Annotated in this window: 16 protein-coding genes; 9 read left to right on the forward strand and 7 right to left on the reverse strand. The window is 32.2% G+C overall.

From position 1 onward, the window contains the following. Window positions 1-74: 74 nt before the first annotated feature. Window positions 75-737 (forward strand): YceI family protein, encoded by a 663-nt coding sequence (locus tag ACUUYC_RS24795; RefSeq protein ID WP_474270396.1) that lies wholly within the window; start codon window positions 75-77, stop codon window positions 735-737. Between the two features lie 47 nt (window positions 738-784). Here the strand turns inward: ACUUYC_RS24795 and ACUUYC_RS24800 are convergent, their stop codons facing one another. The 3 genes from ACUUYC_RS24800 to ACUUYC_RS24810 form a co-directional block, all read right to left on the reverse strand. Continuing rightward, entirely contained in the window at window positions 785-1,696 is a 912-nt protein-coding gene (locus tag ACUUYC_RS24800; RefSeq protein WP_474270397.1) for a TIGR01777 family oxidoreductase, read from the reverse strand. 80 nt (window positions 1,697-1,776) lie between these two features. Beyond that, window positions 1,777-2,454, reverse strand: coding sequence for a tRNA (5-methylaminomethyl-2-thiouridine)(34)-methyltransferase MnmC2 (gene mnmC2, locus ACUUYC_RS24805; protein ID WP_474270399.1), 678 nt, complete (start codon window positions 2,452-2,454; stop codon window positions 1,777-1,779). A 2-nt stretch (window positions 2,455-2,456) separates the two neighbouring features. After that, window positions 2,457-2,969: a DUF4920 domain-containing protein gene (locus ACUUYC_RS24810; protein WP_474270400.1), complete on the reverse strand. Its 513-nt coding sequence runs from the start codon at window positions 2,967-2,969 to the stop codon at window positions 2,457-2,459. A gap of 133 nt (window positions 2,970-3,102) precedes the next feature. Here ACUUYC_RS24810 and ACUUYC_RS24815 point away from each other — a divergent pair, with 133 nt between their 5' ends. Continuing rightward, window positions 3,103-4,167 carry a branched-chain amino acid aminotransferase gene (locus ACUUYC_RS24815; protein ID WP_474270581.1) on the forward strand — a complete coding sequence of 355 codons (1,065 nt, stop codon included), beginning with the start codon at window positions 3,103-3,105 and terminating at the stop codon, window positions 4,165-4,167. A gap of 363 nt (window positions 4,168-4,530) precedes the next feature. On the opposite strand, the gene ACUUYC_RS24820 is transcribed toward ACUUYC_RS24815, so the two are convergent. Both ACUUYC_RS24820 and ACUUYC_RS24825 read right to left on the reverse strand, forming a co-directional pair. Further along, the gene (locus ACUUYC_RS24820; RefSeq protein WP_474270402.1) at window positions 4,531-4,920 is read right to left on the reverse strand and encodes a pyrophosphohydrolase domain-containing protein; all 390 of its coding nucleotides are present in this window, start codon (window positions 4,918-4,920) and stop codon (window positions 4,531-4,533) included. A gap of 39 nt (window positions 4,921-4,959) precedes the next feature. Further along, complete coding sequence (locus ACUUYC_RS24825; RefSeq protein WP_474270404.1) at window positions 4,960-5,685, reverse strand: SDR family NAD(P)-dependent oxidoreductase; 726 nt, start codon at window positions 5,683-5,685, stop codon at window positions 4,960-4,962. A 46-nt stretch (window positions 5,686-5,731) separates the two neighbouring features. On the opposite strand from ACUUYC_RS24825, the gene ACUUYC_RS24830 reads away from it, so the two are divergent. From ACUUYC_RS24830 to ACUUYC_RS24855, 6 genes are all read left to right on the forward strand, one after another. Beyond that, window positions 5,732-5,920 (forward strand): hypothetical protein, encoded by a 189-nt coding sequence (locus ACUUYC_RS24830; protein WP_474270584.1) that lies wholly within the window; start codon window positions 5,732-5,734, stop codon window positions 5,918-5,920. Window positions 5,921-6,091: 171 nt separating this feature from the next. Then, a complete protein-coding gene (locus ACUUYC_RS24835; RefSeq protein WP_474270405.1) occupies window positions 6,092-6,706 on the forward strand; it encodes a response regulator in 615 nt (204 codons plus the stop codon). 86 nt (window positions 6,707-6,792) lie between these two features. Then, complete coding sequence (locus tag ACUUYC_RS24840; protein ID WP_474270407.1) at window positions 6,793-8,043, forward strand: trypsin-like serine protease; 1,251 nt, start codon at window positions 6,793-6,795, stop codon at window positions 8,041-8,043. Window positions 8,044-8,060: 17 nt separating this feature from the next. Next, on the forward strand, window positions 8,061-8,495 hold the full coding sequence (locus tag ACUUYC_RS24845; RefSeq protein ID WP_474270409.1) for a hypothetical protein: 435 nt from the start codon (window positions 8,061-8,063) through the stop codon (window positions 8,493-8,495). Next, a complete protein-coding gene (locus ACUUYC_RS24850) occupies window positions 8,492-10,255 on the forward strand; it encodes a tetratricopeptide repeat-containing sensor histidine kinase (protein WP_474270411.1) in 1,764 nt (587 codons plus the stop codon). Before ACUUYC_RS24845 ends, ACUUYC_RS24850 begins: the two co-directional genes overlap by 4 nt. A gap of 84 nt (window positions 10,256-10,339) precedes the next feature. Further along, on the forward strand, window positions 10,340-12,217 hold the full coding sequence (locus tag ACUUYC_RS24855; RefSeq protein ID WP_474270412.1) for a hypothetical protein: 1,878 nt from the start codon (window positions 10,340-10,342) through the stop codon (window positions 12,215-12,217). Window positions 12,218-12,486: 269 nt separating this feature from the next. Here ACUUYC_RS24855 and ade read toward each other — a convergent pair whose 3' ends face one another. After that, window positions 12,487-14,106 carry an adenine deaminase gene (gene ade, locus ACUUYC_RS24860; protein WP_474270415.1) on the reverse strand — a complete coding sequence of 540 codons (1,620 nt, stop codon included), beginning with the start codon at window positions 14,104-14,106 and terminating at the stop codon, window positions 12,487-12,489. Between the two features lie 71 nt (window positions 14,107-14,177). Further along, window positions 14,178-16,232, reverse strand: coding sequence for a dipeptidyl-peptidase 3 family protein (locus ACUUYC_RS24865; RefSeq protein WP_474270416.1), 2,055 nt, complete (start codon window positions 16,230-16,232; stop codon window positions 14,178-14,180). Window positions 16,233-16,376: 144 nt separating this feature from the next. Here ACUUYC_RS24865 and ACUUYC_RS24870 point away from each other — a divergent pair, with 144 nt between their 5' ends. Further along, window positions 16,377-17,414, forward strand: coding sequence for an SRPBCC family protein (locus ACUUYC_RS24870; protein ID WP_474270418.1), 1,038 nt, complete (start codon window positions 16,377-16,379; stop codon window positions 17,412-17,414). Window positions 17,415-17,478 lie beyond the last annotated feature (64 nt).

A 17,478-nucleotide genomic window follows, 5' to 3' on the forward strand; every position in this document is an offset into this window, starting at 1 on the left:
TCAGTGAATCTGTATAAATTCTAAACATTTAGTAGTTTTGTTGTTCAATTATTAACTAATAAAAAACAATGTAAATGAAGAATAATTTTTTAAGCATGATTGCTCTAGTAGCAATTACCTTATTTGTTGTTTCCTGTAAAGGAGAAAAGAAAAATGAAACAGATGCCGAATCAGCTAAAACAGAGAAAGCAATAACAGCAGAAGCAGTAAAATATAGTGTTGATGCTTCAAAAGCTGTTGTTACATGGAAAGGATCTAAAGCTATTGGCGGAAGTCATGATGGAACGATGGATGTTGCATCGGGAACATTTGCCGTAAAAGATGGAAAATTAGAAAGTGGAAACTTCATCATTGATATTAAATCTTTGAAAGTTTTAGATATTCCTGCTGATGATAAAGGAAATGCTGATTTGAAAGGACATTTATTATCCAAAGACTTTTTTGATGCTGATGCACATGGAAACGCCGCTTTTTCAGTAACAGGTATCAAAGAACAAGATGGAAAAACTATGGTTGAAGGGAATTTGACATTGAAAGGTGTAAAGAAGAATATTTCGTTTCCTGCTACAGTTTCTGTTGATGGCGATACTGCAATGATTAAGAGTGAAGTTTTTACAATTAATAGAATAGATTTTGGAATGAAATATGGTTCTTCTTCAATTGCTGATATTGCAAAAGACAGAATTATTAGTAATGATGTTGAATTGTCTGTAAATCTTACGGCTACAAAAAAGTAATTATAAGTATTAAGACATATTGAAATATAAGCCGACTTCGTGTCGGTTTATTTTTTGAGTATACTCATCAATGCAGGATTGAGTTCACTGTACTTGAATTTAAACCCAGTTGCTTCAATTTTTTCAGCGCTTACTTGTTGACTTGAAAATAGTAATGTGCTCATTTCACCCAAGATCAATTTCATCATAAACTTTGGTACATTTGGCAAAAAGAAAGGTTTTTTTAAGACCGTTGCGATTTCTTTTGTGAGTAGTTTGTTTGTTGTCGGATTTGGGCCAACTCCATTGTAAACTCCAGTACAATTTTCTGTTATTACATGCAAATACATGCTTGCAATGTCATCAATATGAATCCATGATTGCCATTGTTTTCCCGAACCTATTGCTGCGCCAACTCCATATTTTACAGGTTTAACCATTTCTACTAAAGCGCCGCCATTTTTTGAGAACACCAATCCTGTACGCAAAATTGTTACAGGAATTTCTAATGATTTGAATTGATTTGCGTGTAATTCCCACTGTTTTACAACATCTCCTAAAAAGTCTGTAGCTTCTTTTTTAGTATCTTCTTTGTAATATTCAGTAAGTGAACATGGATAAATTGCTATTCCAGAAGCAGAAACATAGTGTTTTATTGTATGATTCTCCATGTTTCGTAATGATTTGAACAAGATATTCGCCGTATTCACACGACTGCTCATAATTTCTTCTTTGTAAACTTGTGTCCAACGTTTGGCTATACTAGCACCAGAAAGGTTTATAATTGCATCTACGCCTTCAAAACAAGCTTTGTCAATTTCGCCTTCAGCGGGATTCCAATAGAATCCTTTTTTTTGATCTGATTGTTCAATTTTACTTTTGCGAGTTGTTAGGTAATGGATTGTATGGTTTTGCTGAATACATAGCTCTGTTAATGCCGAACCAATTAATCCTGTTGCACCACAGATAAGTATTTGCATGGGATTTTTTCTTTATCACTGTAAAAATACGCTAAAAAGAATACAATTAAAGAGTTGCATTCTGTTTAGAATCCTAAATATTAGTTAATTTTTGTAGCACGAAGCATTTCCCGTTTGCCTGGTGGACCCGGAAGTCGCTCTACTTTGAAGCCTACTTCTTGCATAGCTCTCCGTACACTTCCTTTAGCGGAATAGGTTACTAAAACACTTTTATTTTGTAATGCAGTATACATTTTTTGAAAGATTGAAACTGTCCATAGTTCAGGTTGCACATGTGCACCAAATGCATCAAAATAGATTAGGTTGAACTTTTCTTTGTCTTCTATTTGATCAAAGAATTGTTGTCGTTTCAATAGTTTGAAGTTTTCAGAAAGCATTGTTTCTTTTCCCCATTCGCACACATGCATTTTTTCAAAAACTTCTTTCTCATCTTCAGCATTGAGTTCCGATATGTAATTGAGCTGTGTTATTTCTGCGGAAGCGACAGGATACGCTTCGACACCATGATAAGTAATATCTAGCTTTCTTTTCTGTGCATCTAAATAGGTTATAAAAGCATTCAATCCTGTACCAAATCCTATTTCGAGAATAGAGATTTGATCAGGATTGAACGTGTTTTGTAAATGATGTAAGCCAGTTTGTAAGTAAACATGCTTGGCTTCTTGTATAGCACCATGTGTAGAATGGTATTGTTCATTCCATTCTTCAAGATGAATCGTAGTTGATCCATCTTTTGTGGTGATAATTTTTCGTTTCAAGCTTAGTTTTTCAGTAAAACACCATCAGCAAGAAATGAAAGTGTCTTTTTTGGTTCTGTGATTTCAGCAATTTCGTCTGCTGATTTTCCAGCATCTTCTGCATAGTGTTTTAATTCATCTACAGAAGTTTCTTGAACAAATGCTTTTCCATTTACGATTACTTCACCTTTCGCGTCAAGCGGCATAAAGAATCCGTAATCTTTAAATTTCACCATTACTTCTTTTTCTTCACCTACGTCTAAACGCATCCAACATCCTTTTTTAGAACATACAGAATTAATGTTTGATGTGAACTTCACATTTAGCGTATCACCAACTTTTAAGTTGCTATACTTGTCATTGATTTGTGCAGAAGTTAATACGTTTTCAGCATCAATTTTATCTCCAAAAGAAGAATATGCCATATCTTGACTTTTTACTTCTTTCGTTCCTTCTGTCGTTTTTCCGTTATTTTTTGCGTCTTTACAGGCTACAAATGCTAATAAGACCAATCCTAAAAATACAATTTTCTTCATTTTTATTAAATATTTCTTAAAATTATTACTGTTTTATTATGAATCTTTAATTTTATAGTCGAATTTTTGTTGAAAACTAAGATTCTTTTAAAGCTAATTATTCGTAACTTTGCACAAAATTAAGAATTATATGATGAGTGACCTTTCTATTGATATAAAAATTTCCAAAGTTTCTGAGAGTAAAATCAAAAATGTAGATTTTGATAATCTAGAATTTGGGAAAATATTCACTGATCATATGTTTGTATGTGATTATAAAGATGGTGTTTGGCAAACGCCAGAAATTATGCCATATCAGCCACTGACTATTGATCCTTCTGCACGTGTTTTTCATTATGGACAAGCTGTTTTTGAAGGAATGAAAGCTTTTAAAGATGCCCAAGATGAAATTTGGATGTTTCGTCCTGAAGACAATCATTCTCGTATTAATAAATCTTCGCATCGTATGGCAATTCCTGAGTTTCCAAAAGATTTTTTCTTTGAAGGTTTGACACAGTTATTACATTTAGAAAAAGATTGGATCAAAAAAGGAAAAGGAAATTCTTTATATATAAGACCATTTGTAATTGCTACAGAAGCTGCAATTTCTGCTTCTCCAGCAAATGCTTATAAGTTTATGATTATTTGTTCACCTGCACAATCATATTATGCTGGCGAAGTAAAGGTATTGTTTGCTGAGAAATTTAGTAGAGCTGCTGATGGTGGTGTTGGATTTGCAAAAGCTGCCGGAAATTACGGAGCACAGTTTTACCCAACAAGTTTAGCACATGCAAAAGGCTACCAACAAATTATTTGGACAGATGCAAGCACACATGATTATTTAGAAGAGGCTGGAACAATGAATATTTTCTTTAGAGTTGGAGATACATTATTGACAGCGCCTACTAATGATCGTATTTTAGATGGAATTACGCGTAAGAGTTTGATTCAATTAGCAGAAGATAATAATATTAACGTAGATATTCGTCGTGTTACGGTTGCCGAAATTAAAGAAGCTGCAAGAAATGGGGAATTGAAAGAAATTTTTGGTGCAGGAACTGCGGCTGTTATTAACCCAATTTCAGGGTTTGAACATGCAGGAGATGAATTTGAGTTGCCAAAACTTGAAGATTCGTACGCATCTTTCTTTAAGGAAAAATTAATGGATATTCAGTATAATGTTTCTGAAGATCCACATGGTTGGAGATTTAAAGTATAAATTTAGTTGCTAACTACTGATTTTTGGTTGTTAGCTTATGATATAAATTAAAAAGGTGACTCAATTGAGTCACCTTTTTGTTTGTCTTTAATTTTATACTCTTGTAATAATTTTATAGTTTTTATTTTCGTTTTCTTTGCTTTCCCAAAGAAAAGAAACAAAAGAAAGGGAATTTTTCCAGAGGTATTTTTAGTTTTTCTTTCGAAAACTAAAACCGTAATTATTTTTCTAAATTTTCTCCAAGGCTTCGAAAATTTTTAACGAAAAACACTTACTATACTACGGAAAAACAAAAACTACACTTGATTCAAGGTCACGCATTATTTTATGAACTGTTAAATCAAGTTTCGCATAACGTATATATTATTTATCTTTTAGTATTTCAGCAATATTTGGTTTGAAGTAATTTGGACCTTTTAGTACTTTTCCATCTTCACGATAGATTGGTTTTCCATCAGCGCCAAGTTTACTCATGTTACTTCGTTGAATTTCTTCAAAAACCTCTACAATTTTTTCTTGCATTCCGTGTTCGATAATCGTTCCGCATAAAATGTATAACATATCACCTAACGCATCAGCAACTTCTACTAAATCATTGTTTTGAGCTGCTTCAAGATATTCTTCATTTTCTTCTTTCATTAGGTTAAAACGCAACATATTTCTTGCTTCTCCTATATCGGCAGTTGGCGTATTTTTCATTCCTAAACCAAATGCTGTATGAAATTCTGTAACGGCTTCTATTCTTCTTTTCATCTAATTGTATTTATATTTTGTATATGCTTATTTCAAATTTTACATTGCTTTCTTAATTGCCCAAGATGGTACTATTTTTAAAATCCAAGCCATTAAATTCCAGCGTTTCGAAATATACACTTTTCTTTTTTTCTTTTTTATGGCACTGTAAATTTGTTTTGAAGCTTTTGTTAACGGAGCCATCCAGAAAATCCCATCACCTAAGGCCATTTTTGTATCTACAAAACCTGGACGAATATCTGTGACGTAAACGTTTCCACCTTTTATTTCTTTCGTTTTAAAATATAAAGACTCTAAGTAATTTACTTGATATGCTTTTGAAGCAAAATAAGCTGGCGCATGTCTATTTCCCCTTAAGGAAGCTATAGAAGTTATGCATGCTAGCTGTCCAAAACCTTGTTTTTTGAATAGTTTAAATGCAAGATTATAGATTTTGGTAGCGCCAATTACATTCGTTTGTAGCGTTTCAACTTCTTTTTCCCATTCCAATTCAGGGTTTTCATAACCAATACCTGAAGAGTGAATAATCAAATCAATTTCTCCTAATTGTTTTACTATCTTTTCAAAAATGACTTCTGTTGTTTCTAGTTCTTGAACATCGTGTTGCTGAATGATATATTGTGCTGGATTCTCTACCTTAATTTCCTCTAGAAGCGCTATCCTTCTACCAGTTATCACAACTTGAAATCCATCTTTTACTAACATTTTAGCTAGTTCTTTTCCTATTCCAGAAGTTGCTCCAAAAACTATTGCTTTTTTACTCATAAAAAGATGCGTGAAATTTGTAATTTTGTCAAAAATACCACAATTTATGTTTACTTCTGGTCAGTTGATTTTCGCCGCTTTTTTTGTAATTGTTTTTACTGCAATTATGATTTATGCATATCGAAAAGATTTACAACTTCACAAACGTTACTATAAAGGAAGTTTACGCATTTTAGCTGTTTTTATTCTCTTCATTATTACCATAGTCATTATTAAGAAATTCATCGTTTCCTAGTTATACTTCATTTTTCTATTCCATATTTTTTTGTAAATTGTAGGAAAACTAACTAATCACTACCAAAATATAGATACGTTTATTACAGTTTTACAGTAATAGGATTCCCAAATCGTTCTAGTTTATATTCGGAGCATTATAGTTTGTTTGTAATTTTTAGAACCCGAACATATGATTACAGTCGCTATTGCAGAAGATCATCAAGCACTTATTGATGGAATAATATCGTATTTGGAATACGAAGAAGATATTAGTATTGTAGGACATGCTAATGATGGTGAATCGTTGTTAAAGATTGTCCGACTCAAACAGCCAAAGATTGTGATTTGTGATATCCGAATGCCAAAAATGGACGGAATTATCGCAACTACGCACATCAAAAAAGAATTTCCACATATTAAAGTATTGGCATTTACCATGTACGACCAAGACAAAGCTGTGCAACAAATGTTAGCAGCTGGTGCGACAGGTTATATTTTGAAAAATTCTCCTTTAAAAATCGTTTTGGAAGCCATCAGAACACTTGCAGATAATAAAACGTATTATGACGCCAAACTGAATATTGAGCAACTTTCTAAGAATAGTTCTAAGTCCATCTTATCTCGTCGTGAAAAGGAAATTCTGGCTTTAATTGCCCAACGAAAAACTTCTCAAGAAATCGCAGATACTTTGTTTATTGCAAAATCTACGATTGATACACACCGAAAAAACATGATTCAAAAGCTCAGTTTAAAAGGCGCTAATGAATTATTGGGTTATGCTATAGAGCAGAAATATGCTTTTTAGGATGGTAGATTTTACAGAATACCTATGGTTGGGTATGGTTTGATTGAGAGAATTTTGGGAGGTTTGTAGTGTAATTAATCAAGTATATGGAAAATTTTTATTATTCATTTAAGGTAGCTAGTCAAGTTTTAGAACATTATGAGAGCTTTTTATTAAGATGTGAGCATGTCGTGTACATAGCTGTTGTTGAGGTAAAAAAGCATGACAATAAAGGGTATGCTTTAGAAATTGGAGTACGTTATGCAGGATACGATATTCAAGCATGTAATCATAATAATAGTAGTCAAAATGATAATTTTGTATGCTTAGATAATGATAGCTTATCTGATTTAGAAATTTACTTTGGTATGTTCAAAGATAATATTATACCGACACATTTTCCTGTACCATCAGATTTAGAATCTATCATTAAGAATCACTTTAAAACTTTTCTTGAAGATTCAGAATTAGATATTTCCGATTCAAATAGAAATAAAGTGGAATCAGCTGTGAGTTCTTTTCCTCCAAGGATATCTAATTCAATCTCTTCACATATTAAAGTAGTCCAACCTACATCTAAAGAATTAATTGAGCATGAAAAAGCAGTAATTAATTCAATTAAGAAAGGTGATGTTAAATACATAAAGAATAATGAAATTGTTTCAAGAGGTGGAGATGCAGCAACGCTAGGAGGTTTTTTTGAGCTAAGGGGATTTAAAAATAAATTATTTGGAATTACTAATCAGCATATCTTTTCGTACCCACAAGCAAAATTAGGAGATAAAGTCTTTGATAATATGGGTAAAGAGATAGGTCTATTACATTGGATGTCAAATGATTTTTACAGAGACGCTGCTATAGTAAAACTTAATGATTATCCAAATAATAAAAATGTGAGTTCGGATTCTAGTTCAAAGTATAAACTACTTTCAGATCCGCAAATCGGAATGAAAGTTACTCATAATGGTATTACATCAGGTAGGATGTCTCAGAATGAAATAGACATTAAGGTCATATCATCGAATGCAACTGTTCGTATTTATGATTATGATGATAATGAAGGTTGGAGAATACATAAAAAACAAATCCTTATTACAAGAAATACAGACTATGGAGATTCAGGCTCAACAGTATTAAATGAAGATAATAAAGTGATAGGGCTAAATTTTGGAAGGACATTTAATAGAAAAGTAATCTTAGGACAAGTTGATGAACGAGATTTAACTGTAGCTAACAATATTAATTATATTTTCAATCACAAATTTAAGCATAAGCAGGAAATATTTTATAAAAAAACACAATCAATAGTAACTAGCCTTACGGATGAATTTAGGATAAAAAAAATACTACTAATTTAAAATTTATATATAATATTATGCAAAGAGAAACTCATATATTAAAAATAGGAACTACTCATCCATTTATCATTTTTCAAGATAATGATGAAAAAGAAATAATCTTAATTGCTAATTTTAAATGGCAAGGAGAAAACATTATAGGAATAGATTTTACTTTAAAAAATTTAGATAATATAGATAGAATGTATAAAATATGTAAAGTTCATAAGTGTGCTAGAATAGAGCACCCAAATGATGAACAAATATTGATTCAATTATCTACTAAGACAACAGATATGTATAGTAGATCATCGATATTATTTAATGATATTGATAAAATCCCATTTAAAAAAGGATCTAAATATATTTTCTCTTTTAATTCTTCTTCTAGAGATTGTAGAGATAATTATATATGTGAATTTGATGGCGATACTCCCAAAACTAGAAGAGGAACAATAGTCGTGGGAGGATGATTCTCAAGCTTATTCAAACAAGTAAATCAATTATATTTCCAGTAATATTTTTTATTACTGGATTTTGCTTTTCCCAAGATTTTAATTTTGAAGGTATAATGACTTCGTTAGAAAATAAGGATTTTGATATTGCTTTGGAGCAATTAAAATCTATTGATACTACTAAACTTTCTTCTTATGATAAAGCTACGTGGTATTATTTTTATGCTGATAATCAATCAATAATTGATAGGCATGATATTGCTTATAAATATACCTTGAAAGCTAAAAAGGAATTCAATCGTTTGGGACAAGTTGATGACGAAATGGATTGTAACATATTATTACTCGCGATACTATATCATCAAAACGACTTAAGTATAAATACAGATAAAATACTTGAAGAGTTGGTCAAATATGGACAGTCAAATAATGATTATGAATCTTTAAGATCCGTAGATTATAAAATAGCAGAAAAGTTTCTTGATCAAGATAAAGGAAAAGAAGCTTACTTCTATTACAATAAAATATTAAAAAAGGCTACAGATGTAAAAGATAGTTTACATATTGCATATTCATATATGAATTTAGGAGCAGTCTTTACAGAAACAGACATAAAAGATCAAGATTCTGCGCTTTATTACACAAAAAAGGCCATACCTATTCTTGTGAGATTGAAAAAAGCAGAAGTTTTTAATACAATTGCTTCAAATTATAACAATCAAGCTAGATCTTATCAATATATAGGACTTTTTGACGAGGCAATTAAATATTTAAAAAAGGCAGATTCAATTCCTCTAAAAGAAAATGTAGCAAAAACTAAAGTCATTTTTTACAGAAATATGGCAGATGTTTATGATAGTCTTAAAGATTATAAGAATGAATCGATTTACCTTAGAAAACTTATTAAGTTAGGAGTCAGTATAAATAACAAAGAACAGAATGAGGTAATTGCAGAATCTAAAGAACGTTATGAAAATGCTGAATTACGTACTAAAAATGCCACAACAAACACATTCCTTACAATCTCCCTAGCAATCCTAGCCCTAGTCATCATCTCCGCATACCTCATCCAAAAAAATACTCGTAAGAAACAATTGCTTGCCGAACAAGCAAAAGATTTAGAAGAGCAGAAAGTTTCAACGTTATTGAAAGAACAGGAACTCTCTAGTATTGACGCCATGATTGAAGGTCAGGAGAAAGAACGAAAACGCATCGCTGAAGATTTGCATGATGATTTGGGTGCGTTGATGGCAACCGTAAAATTACATTTTGACAATATTGAAACGGCACAAAACGAAGATGCTGTCAAAAAAACAAGTTCGTTACTCGATGAAGCATATGATAAAATACGAACCATTGCGCATGCAAAAAACGCTGGTGTCATTGCAAATCAAGGATTGTTGGTTGCCGTGACCAATATGGCCTCAAAGATTAGTAGTTCCAATACACTTGACATTGAAGTCGTTTCTTTTGGATTGGAAGACAGATTGGAGAATTCATTAGAGTTATCATTATTTCGAATGATTCAGGAATTGATTGCAAATATCATTAAACATGCCGAAGCTTCAAACGCTACGATTCAACTCACGCAACATTCTCAAAATTTAAATATTATCGTAGAAGATAACGGAAAAGGGTTTGAGACTGATCATTTGAAAGATGCTGGAATTGGTTTAGAAAATATCAAAAAACGTATCAAACATTTAGATGGAAAATTAACAATAGATAGCACTTTGAAAAAAGGAACTACTATTTTGATTGATGTTCCTCTTAACTAACTTAAAAATCCTCATACATAAGTATTGTTTCTATTACAGAAAAAACACTATTTTTATACAAACTAACGACAACCGACATTATTTATGAAATCATTTTTACTTTCTTTTTTAAGCCTTTTCTGTGTTTCAATACTTTCTGCACAAACAATTCCAGATAGCTTATTTATTCCAAAACTAGAAGCAAAACAAAAAGCTATCTATAAACTAATTGATGAAAAAGATGCTGTCGATCTTGAAATCGACAAATTAAAAGATGAAATAAGCAATACTATTAATGATTCTATTATTAAAGTAAAAACAGAAGAAGTTAATACAAAAAAAGCGACTTCAAAAAAGTGGAATGATAGTATTTATAAGCAATGTACAGATTTTACAACGTATAGAACATATTTGAAAGAGTATGAAAATGTTCCCGATTCTACGCTAGATAAGTACAAAACACGCGAGTGTAAATTATACATTCCAGAAACACCTGAACGCAATCCAAATGATTTTATCATTATAGGGAATAACAATCCTGTTCCTGTGGACAGTTTGTTTAGCAATAGTGCTGCAACGCAAGTATTAGCTGATGTTTTTAGTATTGACAGTAAAACGAATTTAGGCACGTTTGAAGTTCCAGGTAATGGAGCAAATATCAATTTTTATTACTCTGAAAGACACAAATCAAGTAAAGATATTGACAAGTTCAAAGATTTATTGAAAGATGCCAATAGTGATTCTGACAATAGCAGCTATGCGTTGACTTTAAAACAAATTCGTGCTATTGAAATTAAAAAAATAGAAAATAAGGATAAAGATTCAATCACAGTAAAACCGATTAAAGATTCATTAATTAAACAAATTCCTGACGGCGCATTATTCGAATCTGTTCAAGTTGAATTGCGTGAAGGCGGTATTGTTGATACACGATTAGTTTTAAAATCGGAAGATGGAAATACACATTTTTATTTTGAAGGTACAAAGCCTGTGAGTATTTTAGATTATACACGCAAAGCTTCCTATAGAGCTTATCTTGAATTTTCACATTATGTAAGCAAAGATGGACAAGCTATTTATAATGAAGCTGCAATGAAACAATTGTTGGTAAAATATACAGATGTTTTAGATTATCATCCAAGTGTTGGAAGCAATTATGTTCCGGATGATGTATCATATAAATTTCCTTCTGGAAGTACTCAAGAATTGAATAACACTGGACGTAGAAGCTATCAAATTATTAATAATAACAATTTACAACATGTTTTAGATATTCGTACGTATACTGACTTTTTAGGATTATTTGGCGATGAAGCAAATGGATTATTTCAAATAGAAGGAAAAGCAGATTTCTTTATCCGCCCGTTTAACTTTCCAAGAACTGCTATATATGTAATTAAAAAAATGTCACCGTATGTTCGCTATTCCCGATTTGATGAAGATAAAAACTTCATTGAATCTACTTTAAACACTAGTACAAACATATATGAATTTGACTCAAATAAGTTAGGCCTTTTAGAACGATCAAACTTAGAAATGGGACTAGATATTAATCTATTAAATTTCAGAACGTTTAAAGAATCTCCATTTTGGACATCAATATATCTTCCGTTTAGCTATAATGTAACAAATGTGCAAGCAGATCCAACATTAGACAAAATCAATTTTAAAACATTGGGCTATGGAGCTGGTTTACTCGTTGAACTAAAACGATTTAATAATTTCGGTTTAAATTTAGGATATGAAGTAAAACTCTACAGTTATATTGGTGATTATTCAGAATTCTCATTAGTAGATCCAAGTCGATTAAAAACACAAGCGGTCAAAGCTGAAGTCTTCTATTATCCTGGATTAGACAAATCGCAATCCATTTTTCTTCGAATGAAAAGTATTAGAGATATCAGTTCTGGAAGTGATTCCTTTTTCCAATTGCAAGTTGGTTATCGATTCACACTTGGTGTTGGCGCTGTAAAAGCAAAGTAATTTATCAATTTTAAGACAGAAAAACACAAACACATTATTAAACATAATTGATTTTCAATTTTTCATTTTCTTTGCATTCCCAAAGAAAAGAAACAAAAGAAAGGGAATTTCCCCAGAGGTATTTTTAGTTTTTCTATCGAAAACTAAAACCGCAAATTATTTTTCTAAATTTCTTCCAAGGCTTCAAAAGTTTTTAACGAAAAATAATTGCTATACTTCGGAAAAAGGAAAAAATACTCGGAAAAGTCAAAAACTTTTTATGAAATTGGTTAAACTTCTAACGAAGTAAACTCAAAAGTAGTCCCGTTGAACAATCCTTTATCACTAAGTTTTAACGACGGGATTACTAATAATGCCATAAACGACAAGGTCATGTATGGTGCACGTAATGTACTTCCCATTTGCTTTGCTAACTTATCTAACTCAGCATACTCCTCACCTATTTCCCAACCTGTTTTTGCACTCATAATTCCTGCTACAGGTAAAGAAACTACTGTTGATGATGTGTCTGAAACGGCACAAATACCACCTTTGTTTTCAACCAAAAGATTTACTGCTTTGCAAATAGCTTCGTCAGAAACTCCAACTGCAATAATATTATGTGAATCGTGTCCGACAGAAGAAGCAATAGCGCCTTCTTTTAATCCGAAATTTTTGATAAATGCCATGGCTGGCGAATCGTCATTGTAACGATTCACAACAGTCATTTTTAAAATATCTTTTGCTACGTTTGAAACTAGGTTTCCATCTTTGATTAAGTTATCAAGAATTAATTCGTTTGTAACCAATTCTCCATCTAACGCTTCAATAACACGAATTTGACTTTTTGTAGCTTTCACTTGAAAATCAGCAATATTCTTTTTTGATGTATTAAAATTATTCAGAATTTCAAATGGAACACTTTCTATATATGAAGTTCCGTTTGAGGCAACACAAACTCCGTCAATATATGTTTCTAGTACTTTAAAATCTTTTAAATCTTCCAACATTACAAAGTCAGCAACATCATTCACTTGCAATTGTCCAACATCTAAGTTATAATGTTTCACAGGGTTCACACAAGCCGTTTGCAATACTTTAAATATATCTACTCCTTTTGCTACTGCGCGTGCGCACAATTCATTGATATGGCCAACTATTAAATCATCAGGATGTTTGTCATCCGAACAAAACATCATTTGCTTATAATGTTCATCTAATAATGGAATTAACGCTTCAAAATTTTTGGCAGCACTTCCTTCTCTGATAATGACTTTCATACCTTTTTGCAACTTTTCTAGTGCTTCATCATAGGTAAAACATTCATGATCTGTAGAAATTCCGGCAGCAATATATTTTGAAACATCATCTCCGCGTAATCCTGGCGCATGTCCATCTACTGGTTTGTTAAAGTGTTTTGCCCAAGCAATTTTTTTCATTACTTCAGCATCATCAAATAATACACCTGGATAGTTCATCATTTCCGCCAAATACTTTATTTCTGGCTTTGCCAATAACTCTTTAATGTCATCCGAATCAATGATTGCTCCAGCAGATTCAAAACTTGTTGCTGGCACACATGAAGGCGCTCCAAAGTTGAACTTAAACGGCACTTTTTTTCCGTTTTCAATCATAAATTCAACACCCGCTTTTCCTAATACATTTGCAATTTCATGCGGATCAGAAACGGTTGCAACAGTTCCATGCAAAACTGCCAAACGTGCAAACTCAGAAGGAACCAACATCGAACTTTCAATGTGAATATGTGCATCTACAAATCCGGGAACGATATATGTCTCCACATTATGATCTTTTGCCACAATATTTGTGATTTTTCCATCTTGAACGTGAACTTCTCCTTTGTAGATTTTCTTATTGAAGATATCTACGATGTTTCCTTGTTTGATCATGAGTTTTTATGGTATAAAAAAGGATGCACGAATGCACCCTTTTATATTTTGTGTAAATATACTTCTAAATTTTATTTCTTGTCCGTCAAGAAACTATAATTCTTTGCATAGTATAACATTTGGTTATCAAATGCAGCTGGTTGCTGAATTTTGATTGTTGTAATTTCTCCTTCTTCATTTGTTTCTGGAGTTAATACAGGATTTGCAAATCCACTATAAGGAGCCGATTTAAACGCTTCATTACGCTTTAATACTTCCGCATGCATTGCTTGATCAACTTTTACTCCATAACCTTCTACTAATGCTCTTGCAGCTTCAAAATCTCCTTCAGACTTGATACGTTGTGTTTCACGTAATAATTGTCCGAATAGTTCGCGAAGTTTCACATAATCATTAATGTTATAATATGATTTTCCATCACGTGTTACTTTTTCAATTACGTTGTCTTTTGCGCCTTTTTCAAAAACCCAAGCAGAAACCCATTGTCTGTTTACCATGTGATCTTCTTCTACATCATCACCTAATTTTAAGCGAATTAATTGTGTCATCAATCCATTTCTGATATAACCATCATATGCTGCTTTCCCAACACCTTCTGTATTATCAACTAATCCAAGTTCTTTTAATTTTGGATCCATTAAATAGTACAATCCAACTAAATCAGCTCTTCCTTCTTCCATTGTAGAAGCATAGTTTTTCAGCGTTTCTTTTGGTTGCCCAATTCCTTTATTGATTTGACCAGAAGCATGACCGATTACTTCGTGTAAAGCAGTGTGTAATTTATCAGCTAATTTTCCGTATTTTTCTTCTAATTGATATTCTTCATCATCATGAACAAATTCTTTTAATCTTCCTGATCCACCAGCTTGTGCATAGGCGTTGATGACATTCCCTAAAGAAACTGATTTTGAACCATGCTCTTGACGAATCCAGTTGTTGTTTGGTAAGTTTACACCAATTGGCGTACTTGGTGAAGCATCTCCAGCTTCTCCTGCAACATTTACTGTTTTGTATGAAACTCCAACTACATCTTTCTTTTTGTGACTGTCAGTTAGTGGAGAGTTATCTTCAAACCATTGTGCATTTTCAGATAGTACTGCCATTTTTTTAGACATATCAAAATCTTTAATTTGTACAATTGTTTCGTATGAACCTCTGTATCCTTTTGGATCATTATATACTTCAATAAATCCATTGATCCAATCAATATTTCCTTCCGTAGAAGTTGCCCAAGAAATACAGTATTGATCCCACGTGTCTAAACTTCCTGTTTTGTAATATTCAATTAATAAACCTAACGTCTTTCCTTGCTTTTCGTTCTCAGCAACACCTTGTGCTTTTTCTAACCAATAGATAATTTTATCAATTGCAGCTCCATACATTCCGCCAGACTTCCATACTTTTTCAACAAGTTTTCCATCTTCACGAACTAACTTAGAGTTTAATCCCGCTTCAACTGGCTGTCCTTCTGGTCCTTTGTATGCTGTTTTATAAAACTCTTCTACATCAGCACTTGTAATGTCTGGTCCATAAAAGTTTACTGCAGATACTAATACATTATCTACACCATCTTTTTTGTTTACTTTTTTGTTGTCAGCATCATTAAAGATTACTTCCAAAGCTTCTCCTGTTAATTCAGTTTTTGTATCAGCTAATAAACTTTCAAGATATGCTTTTGAAAATTCTGGCTTTAGCTTATCATTTGAATAGTGATGATGAATTCCGTTTGAAAACCAAACACGCTTCATGTATGTTTCAAAAGCTTTCCAATCGTCAGATGCTTTATCTCCTTCATAATTAGCATAAATACTTTCTAATGCTTCTCTTATCGTTAAGTTATGACGATAGTTTTGATCCCACATGATATCTCTACCAGAAAGTCCAGCTTGCGTCATGTAGTACACTAACTTTTTTTCTTTCAACGTCAACTCATCAAATCCAGGAATTTCATATCGCAATACTTTTATATCAGAAAATTGCTCTACTTGGAAATCCATTTTTCCGTTTTCAGCTACTTCAATAAATTGAGCTTCATACGGATCTACCTTTACTTCAGCCTCTTTTTCTCCACAAGAAAATAGCATTCCTGCGGCTAGTGCTATTCCTGCAATTGATTTTAATTTCATCTGTTCTTTATTTGGTTTTGGAAAATATAAAAATAAAGCGACTATTTTATGTAAAATCGCTATTCTTTAGCCACAAATGTAATCAATTCAATAAAACATTAAAAATTTGTACATTAGCATTACTAACTAAACAACCCAAACAATATGAAAATCTTAAAGTATTTACTTTTACTACTACTCGTAGTACTCGTTGCTGGCGCTATTTATGTAGCAACCAGACCCAATGATTATGATGTAGTCAGAAGCAAAGTTATTAAGGCTCCTATAGAAACTGTTTTTAATAATATAAATGATTATAGAAATTGGGAAGCTTGGGGACCATGGATGGAGGAAGATTCTACAATTGTAGTCACGTATAATGAGCAAACTTCTGGAGTTGGTGCAAATTATTCATGGACAAGTAAAGATGGTCCTGGAAAGATGAAAACTGTGAGTTTAACACAAAATAAATCTATAGAACAACAGATGCAATTTGGTGATTATGAACCAACAGATGTGTATTGGACGTTTGAAGAAGTTGCAGAAGGAACCAAAGTAAGTTGGGGAATGAAAAGTGACAAAACTGCTTTTATTTTTAAGTTTTTTGCTGCATTAGGTGGTGGAATGGATAAAATGTTGGGCGATATGGAAGAAAAAGGACTTGTTAGTATTGAACGTGAAGTATTAGCTGAATTAGAAAAAAATCCTCCACAAAAATTCCGATTAGGTGATATACATACAAATGACTTACCTGCGCAAAAATTTATTGGATATTACCAAGAAACAACTACTGATGCTGCAATGGCAAATATGACAAAACTGTTTGGAGAGTTTCTGCCAAAAGCATTTGAATATGCAATGTCTCAAAAACTAACGCCTGCAGATATTATTCCAGGTGCAGTATATACAAAATGGGACGAAGAAACCAAAGAAGCAGAATTTTATATTGGTGTAATGTTAAAAAAGAATATTACTCCTGGAGAAGGTATGACAGCTGTTGATTTACCATCAGGGAATTCTGTAATGATTTCAAAATATGGTATGTATGGAATTGGAGATTATGAAGCACATACAGCTATTAATAGATATATGGCTAGTAAAAATTTAACTCAAAACGGTCCTATCTGGGAATTGTATGTAAATGATCCTGGTAGTGTAAAACCTGAAGATGTACAAACCGATATTTATTATCCTGTGAAATAAAAACATTTATAATTATACTTGAAGATTGTCTAAACTGTACGTAATGCTTACTTTTAGACAATCT

The sequence above is a fragment of the Kordia sp. E genome (assembly GCF_056033805.1).

Excerpts from the sequence above, each read along its gene's own strand:
- ACUUYC_RS24795 (WP_474270396.1), top strand. The coding sequence starts at position 75 with ATGAAGAATAATTTTTTAAGCATGATTGCTCTAGTAGCAATTACCTTA.
- ACUUYC_RS24800 (WP_474270397.1), bottom strand. The coding sequence starts at position 1,696 with ATGCAAATACTTATCTGTGGTGCAACAGGATTAATTGGTTCGGCATTA.
- ACUUYC_RS24810 (WP_474270400.1), bottom strand. The coding sequence starts at position 2,969 with ATGAAGAAAATTGTATTTTTAGGATTGGTCTTATTAGCATTTGTAGCC.
- ACUUYC_RS24815 (WP_474270581.1), top strand. The coding sequence starts at position 3,103 with ATGAGTGACCTTTCTATTGATATAAAAATTTCCAAAGTTTCTGAGAGT.
- ACUUYC_RS24820 (WP_474270402.1), bottom strand. The coding sequence starts at position 4,920 with ATGAAAAGAAGAATAGAAGCCGTTACAGAATTTCATACAGCATTTGGT.
- ACUUYC_RS24825 (WP_474270404.1), bottom strand. The coding sequence starts at position 5,685 with ATGAGTAAAAAAGCAATAGTTTTTGGAGCAACTTCTGGAATAGGAAAA.
- ACUUYC_RS24830 (WP_474270584.1), top strand. The coding sequence starts at position 5,732 with ATGTTTACTTCTGGTCAGTTGATTTTCGCCGCTTTTTTTGTAATTGTT.
- ACUUYC_RS24835 (WP_474270405.1), top strand. The coding sequence starts at position 6,092 with ATGATTACAGTCGCTATTGCAGAAGATCATCAAGCACTTATTGATGGA.
- ACUUYC_RS24840 (WP_474270407.1), top strand. The coding sequence starts at position 6,793 with ATGGAAAATTTTTATTATTCATTTAAGGTAGCTAGTCAAGTTTTAGAA.
- ACUUYC_RS24845 (WP_474270409.1), top strand. The coding sequence starts at position 8,061 with ATGCAAAGAGAAACTCATATATTAAAAATAGGAACTACTCATCCATTT.
- ACUUYC_RS24850 (WP_474270411.1), top strand. The coding sequence starts at position 8,492 with ATGATTCTCAAGCTTATTCAAACAAGTAAATCAATTATATTTCCAGTA.
- ACUUYC_RS24855 (WP_474270412.1), top strand. The coding sequence starts at position 10,340 with ATGAAATCATTTTTACTTTCTTTTTTAAGCCTTTTCTGTGTTTCAATA.
- ade (WP_474270415.1), bottom strand. The coding sequence starts at position 14,106 with ATGATCAAACAAGGAAACATCGTAGATATCTTCAATAAGAAAATCTAC.
- ACUUYC_RS24865 (WP_474270416.1), bottom strand. The coding sequence starts at position 16,232 with ATGAAATTAAAATCAATTGCAGGAATAGCACTAGCCGCAGGAATGCTA.
- ACUUYC_RS24870 (WP_474270418.1), top strand. The coding sequence starts at position 16,377 with ATGAAAATCTTAAAGTATTTACTTTTACTACTACTCGTAGTACTCGTT.